This window comes from Rhizobium sp. SRI_017, from assembly GCF_057586295.1.
Genome location: NZ_JBYCZP010000045.1, coordinates 1 through 6,086 on the forward strand (window position 1 = coordinate 1; position 6,086 = coordinate 6,086).

Sequence of the window (6,086 nt, forward strand, 5' to 3'; positions counted from 1 at the left end):
TTGACGCTCAGCTATCTCGACCACGTTCGCGAGCCGCATGCGAGAAGCACAACTGCCATCTTAATCGACGATCCGACTTCACCATTGTTTGGTTATTCATTAGTTAATTCTCAACTACGAGAAATTAGCCAAATGCGGACCGTGTTTACGGATGGAGTTGGGGAGATATTGAGTGTTGGTGCGGGGAATAGCGAATGTACGGAATTTGGTCTTTGATGGGCTGCTAATTTGGGGGCACCGTAAAGTTTAAGGGCTGCGGCCAAAATTGGTACGCGCCGCTTCCTCTCACGCAGCTTGCAGGCGCGTGAACTCACTCCACATTTGCATAACTGCGGTTCTCAGTTCACGGTTATGGTGGGACGGAATATCGTGGCATGGAATGTGAAAGAGATTGACGACGGGGCAGGTCGGAAGACCAAGCAAGGCGATGCGTTGGTCGGCGAGCGCGTGAGCGAATTTCGGTGTAGATCTAGTGTTTTGATCGACATGTGAGCGAGCCAATAAACCGAAGTCACAAGCGCACCTCCGCTGCGCATCATTCTCACTGCACACAACTCGCTTCGATGAACAAATCAGGTCGCAGAAGGGACTCCATTTTTCTCTTCCAGATTGTCGGCCGGAATGTCGTCGAAGGATGCGTAATTCATGTTGTAGAGCTTCGAGTAGAGCTTGGGGTTCTTCATCAGCTCGGCGTGGTTGCCGCTTTCGATGAGTTCACCGTTCTGCAATACGATGATGCGGTCGGCCTCGCGGATCGTCGCAAGCCGGTGAGCAATGACCAGCCCGGTGCGGTTTTCCAAGAGCTTGACCAGCGCCTTCTGGATCAGCATTTCCGTGTAGCTGTCGATGTTCGCCGTCGCTTCGTCGAGCACCAGGATTTTCGCGTCGGCAACCAGCGCCCGGGCGAAGCTGAGGAGCTGGCGTTGGCCGAGCGAGAGATTGCCGCCGCGCTCGCCGAGCATGCTGTCGTATCCGTGAGGCATTCGCGTGATGAAATCGTGCGCGCCAACCGCCTTGGCCGCTTCGATCACCTGTTCGCGGGTGGCATTCACCTTGTGATAGCGGATATTTTCGAACACCGTGCCGGTGAACAGGAACGGTTCCTGCAGCACCATGGCGATTTGAAGGCCGAGCGAATCCTGCGTTACCGCACGCACATCGTGCCCGCCGACCAGGACCTGTCCCTGTTGCACATCATAGAAGCGGTGGATGAGCGACATGCAGCTCGATTTGCCCGAACCAGTGGGCCCCACGAGCGCGACCGTCTCGCCGGGGTTCACCTTGAAGCTTACATGCTTGAGGATCGGATGCTTGGGATCGTAGCCGAAGGTGACGTCCCTGAACTCCACCGATCCGTCCATATCGCGGGACAGCGCTTTGGCGTCAGTCGCGTCCCGGATGGCGATCGGAACATCGATCACCTCCGTCAGGCGCCGGCCGGATGCCATGGCGCGCTGCATGACCGAATATTGCAGCGTCAGCGACCGGATAGGGTCGAAGAAGCGCTGGATATAGAACAGGAAGGCGACGAGGATGCCTACATCGAGCGCCTGGCCGAGGACACGGGCGCCGCCCACGACGATCACCAGTGCCATGGCGACGCCGGTCAGCGTATCGACGATCGGCACCATGACCTGGGCGTAACGCGCCGCCGTGAGATGGGCTCTCAGATTGGCATGCGCCTTATCGTCATAGAGAGTGAAGTTGACCTCCTGCCGATCCATGCTCTGGACGGCGCGAACACCGTGGATGGCTTCCGCCAGCGCGCCGGCAGCGATCGAATTCGTCTCATGCGCCGCCATGAAGGATTTTCGCGCCAGCGGCAGCCAGAAGAGGCGCACGACGAAGAGGATGGGCAGAACCGAGAGCGTCAGCAGCCCCAGCTTGAAATCGAGGGAGAGCATGACGAAGACGATGCCGATGAGCAGCGTAATGTCGCCGACCGACAGCACCGACGTCTCGAGGAACTCCTGCATCGAATTGACGTCGCCCTGCAGGCGCGACATCAGCCGCCCGACTTCCGTCTTGTCCATGAAGGACAGGGAAACGCGCTGCAGATGCGAGAACATCGCCCGGCGAATATCGAAGAGCACGTGTTCGGCCACGCCGCCGACCAGCATTTCCTGGGCATAGCTCGCGGCGTAGTTGATCAGGATTGCGATGCCGAAGGCGAAGATGGCATAGAGGAGCGCGGAACGATCGCCGCCAGGCTGCATGCCGTGGTCGATCGCGTAGCGGATGATGAGCGGTATCAGGAGCTGCATCGCCGTGAAGGTGAGGACCGCGACGACGGACCAGATGACCTGCTTTCGATAGGGGCGCACGAAGGCCCAGATGCGTTTGACGATATTGGTGTCGAAGGCTTTGCCGAACACCTCTTCCTCGACACGATGCGAGCCGACAACAGCCCTCGGCGGCCGCCGATTGTCCTCGTCCCTATCGTCCCGGTCTGTATCCTGTTCTTCGGCCATGCATTTTCTCCTGCGCCTGACCTCACGCGCTCAAGGCGTCGTCGCCGGGTCGCACCTGCAGATCGTAAAGCGCCCTGTAGCGGCCGTTCGCCGCCAGCAGTTCGTCATGCGTGCCCTGCTCGACGATCCGTCCATCCTCGACGAACAGGATACGGTCGGCATGCATCAGCGAGCTCAGACGGTGGGCGACGATAATCGTCACGCGGCTCGCGGCAAATTTCCGCATGGCGGCGCGGATTCGCTGTTCGGTCGCAGCATCGATTGCCGCTGTGGAATCGTCGAACACCATCACCGCCGGCTTCAGCATCAATGCCCGCGCAATGGACAGCCGCTGCCGCTGGCCGCCGGAAAGCGAGACGCCGCGTTCGCCAACGACCGTGCCATATCCTGTCGGCAGGCCCAGGACGTAATTGTGCAGTTGCGCGCTTTCGCTCGCCCGCTCGATGCGCGGCTCCTTCGCCCAGGGGTCGCCATAGGCGATGTTGTTCTCGATCGTGGTCGTGAACAGGAAGGAATCCTGTTGCACCACGGCAACCGACCGGCGCAGCGACTTGAGGGTGACATCGCGGATATCCTGACCGTCGATGGTGATGCGGCCGCCCGTGAGGTCGTAGAACCGCGGGATCAGGTGCGTGAGGGTGGACTTGCCGCTGCCGGGCGGACCAACGATGCCGATGGTCTGGCCGCGCCGTGCCTCGAAGCTGACGCCGGCCAGCACGCGATGCCCTTCCGCGCTCGGATAGGAGAAATCGACATTTTCGAACTTCAGCGTCCCCTCGGTCACCTCCAGTTCCTTTGCATCAGGTAGGTCGCGCACGGCGACCTCCAGATCGAGGAGATTGAAGAGGCGCGTGCCGCAGGTCGAACCGCGGGCGAAGGCGTTGACCATCAGCCCGAGCTGGCGAACCGGCATCTGCAGGATCGTCATGAAGGTCAGGAAGGAGGCGAGCGTGCCGACCGTGATCTCGCCGCTCGTCACCCTGCCGCCGCCGATCCAGACGACCAGGCCCATGGCCAGGAAGAAGGAGAATGTCATGGCGCTGGTATTCGCGACCCGGATGCCGACGCGCTGGTGGGAAAGTGCCAGGGCATGCCGGGAGGCGGCCTCGAATTTCGAAAGCTCATGGTCCTGCGCCGCAAAGGCGCGCACGACCCGGATGCCGCCGAGATTTTCCTCCATGACGCGCGTCAGCACCGAAAGACGTTCCTGCAGATCGAGCCAGGTGGCGCGCAGGCGCAATTGCGTGACGGAGGAGCGCCAAGCAACGAAGGGCACGAAGCTCAGTGCCAGCAGGCCGAGCACGAGATCTGTCGAGATCAGCATATAGGCGCCGATGCCGATGAGGATCGTGAGCAGGATCATGCGGACGAAGGCGGTGGAGAAATACATCCGTACGCCTTCGAGATCGAGCAGGCCTATGGTGATGAGGTCGCCGGAATGGACGGAATCGTGAAAGCTGAAGGAGAGCCGCTGGATCTTTTCGTAGCAGGCAATGCGCAATTCATAGCCGATGTGATGGCCAACCGCCTCGCTGTAGTAGTTCTGCACCATCGTGAACAGGCCACGCAGCACGCTGGCTCCGAGCAGGAGCAGCGCCGTCGCCAGCAGCGCATCCTGCGCCGCAAGACCGCCCGTGCCGCCAGCCACGACGCCTTGCGTCTGGTCAACGGCCCGGCCAAGCAGAACAGGGATGGTGAGCTGGAAGGCCGAGGCAATGAGTGTACCGCCGATGGCGAAACCCGATTGCCAGGGATGCCGGAAGGCCATTGCCGTGATTCTGATCAGCGTGAAGAGGCCGTTGCCCCATCCCGCCGCTTTCACATGCGCAAGCGACGCCGAATGCCTCGCGATACGCGATTGCGCCTCGTTATTCACGATATGATTCCAATATATTGCATGTTCGAACCGTGGTTCGAAAAGACGACAATTCCATGGTGGGGCGAAGGCTGGCCAAAGCAAAACGCGAGGCCAATTAACTATGGCGCGGAATTCGATAAGATCGTGCGCTGGGCTTGGGGTCAGCCCCTTCATACCCGCCCCGAAAAAGGCACCGTTACATGGGTGACGCGGGTGGCATTCTATCCGGGTCCTCTGCGAATGCAATGCAGCAGCGTTACCAGCGACGTCGCTTTAACCCATGATAGAGCGAACTCATGAGCCAGAGCGCTGAGCCGATCACAAAACCTAAGAGACCGATGGGCCAAAGAGCGCATAAAACCGCAGACCAAAGCATCGGGTCTCGCGGCTGGCCAAGGCGTGTCATGACCGCGAAAAATCGGCAGCGACAGCAACCCGGATCGTGAGGCTCCATATCATCGTACCGACCTAGCGGCCGGCGAAGGACATCAGTCGCTCCCGGAACGCCAACCGCAACTGCGCGTGAACAGATCGACAGACACGTATTCTCGTCGGGCATCGGTTTCTGCTTGGCGACAGACCAGATACGTTGAAGAGAGAGGAATTTTCAGTGAGCCACCTTCTAGATTCTCCAAGTGGCCATAAAAATTGTCCTCGAGGGGCGGGGATGGCACCGTCCGGTGTCGCACGCGGACCGAATGACGATTGGGTTCCGGATGCGGAAACAATTTCCGCGTTCACCCACGGAGATTGCCGGTAGGTGATTAGTGGTCATCGTCGTGCGAACTGCATCATCCAATCCTCGTCTTTCGACGCTCATCCTGTTGTCGGCACTCGCCGTTCTACCGATCAATTTCTTTCTCCCGTCGCTGCCGGGCATGGCCACCGAGTTCAATGTCGCCTACGGGATTATGGGCCTTTCCTTGGCGGCCTATGCTGGAGTGTCGGCATGCCTTCAACTGGTTCTTGGTTCCCTTTCTGACCGGTTCGGTCGCCGCCCCGTGATTCTTTGGGCACTGGCGTTTTTCATCCTTGCGACGATCGGCTGCGCCATGGCACCCGATGCCTGGACCTTCCTCGCCTGCCGAATGATCCAGGCCGTAATCGCACCGACATATGCGGTGTCGGTTGCCTCGATCCGCGACACCTCCAGCAGGGAGCACGCAGCAAGTCAGATTGGTTATTTGGCCATGGCGTGGGCCATCGCGCCCATGCTCGGGCCAACGATTGGTGGACTACTCGATCAGATGCTCGGTTGGAGAGCCGGCTTCTATGTTCTGGCACGGCGATGTCACCTTAACTTGAATTCGGATGCCTGGGAGACTTCTGCCTTGAGGATTGATCTCAGGCCATGGCTCCGGCCGCAGCTTTCCACTCTGCGATCGCATGGATGCGGTGAACGCGGTCTTGGAATGCGGAGCGATGTGAGAGGGGTGGGACGAAGAGGTTACGGACGGCGGAGAAGACAGAGACGAAGCGCTGAAGGCCTCCCGGTGATCGGAAGCCTTGCATCATCCGCTCCCGTTTTCGCAGCGGCACATGAGAATTCTCGGCCCGGTTGTTCAAACCTTTATGGGATCGGTGTTCGACGTGCGGCATAACCTGCCGCCGGGCTGCTCCATATGAGCGCAACTTGTCAGTGATCATTCGCTTCGGTGCGATACCCTGCTTCTTCAGAAGACGGGTCAGCAATCGTCTGGCAGCCTTGGTGTTGCGGCGGTTCTGGACGATTTCGTCAAGCACATACCCGTCCTGAT

Annotated in this window: 4 protein-coding genes and 1 pseudogene; 2 read left to right on the forward strand and 3 right to left on the reverse strand. The window is 59.7% G+C overall.

Annotated features, from left to right (window positions below; translation table 11 throughout):
- On the forward strand, positions 1-216 hold a 216-nt coding region (locus AC2YI2_RS34725; RefSeq protein WP_487391074.1), incomplete at its 5' end, for a hypothetical protein.
- 356 nt (positions 217-572) lie between these two features.
- Here AC2YI2_RS34725 and AC2YI2_RS34730 read toward each other — a convergent pair.
- Together AC2YI2_RS34730 and AC2YI2_RS34735 are read right to left on the reverse strand one after the other, a co-directional pair.
- Positions 573-2,471 carry an ABC transporter ATP-binding protein gene (locus AC2YI2_RS34730; RefSeq protein ID WP_487391075.1) on the reverse strand — a complete coding sequence of 633 codons (1,899 nt, stop codon included), beginning with the start codon at positions 2,469-2,471 and terminating at the stop codon, positions 573-575.
- A 22-nt stretch (positions 2,472-2,493) separates the two neighbouring features.
- A complete protein-coding gene (locus AC2YI2_RS34735; RefSeq protein ID WP_487391077.1) occupies positions 2,494-4,350 on the reverse strand; it encodes an ABC transporter ATP-binding protein in 1,857 nt (618 codons plus the stop codon).
- 758 nt (positions 4,351-5,108) lie between these two features.
- On the opposite strand from AC2YI2_RS34735, the pseudogene AC2YI2_RS34740 reads away from it, so the two are divergent.
- Positions 5,109-5,600: pseudogene (locus tag AC2YI2_RS34740) on the forward strand (MFS transporter); the annotation flags it as partial.
- Between the two features lie 73 nt (positions 5,601-5,673).
- Here the strand turns inward: AC2YI2_RS34740 and AC2YI2_RS34745 are convergent.
- A partial coding sequence (locus AC2YI2_RS34745) for an IS6 family transposase (protein ID WP_487391076.1) occupies positions 5,674-6,086 on the reverse strand: 413 nt, incomplete at its 5' end.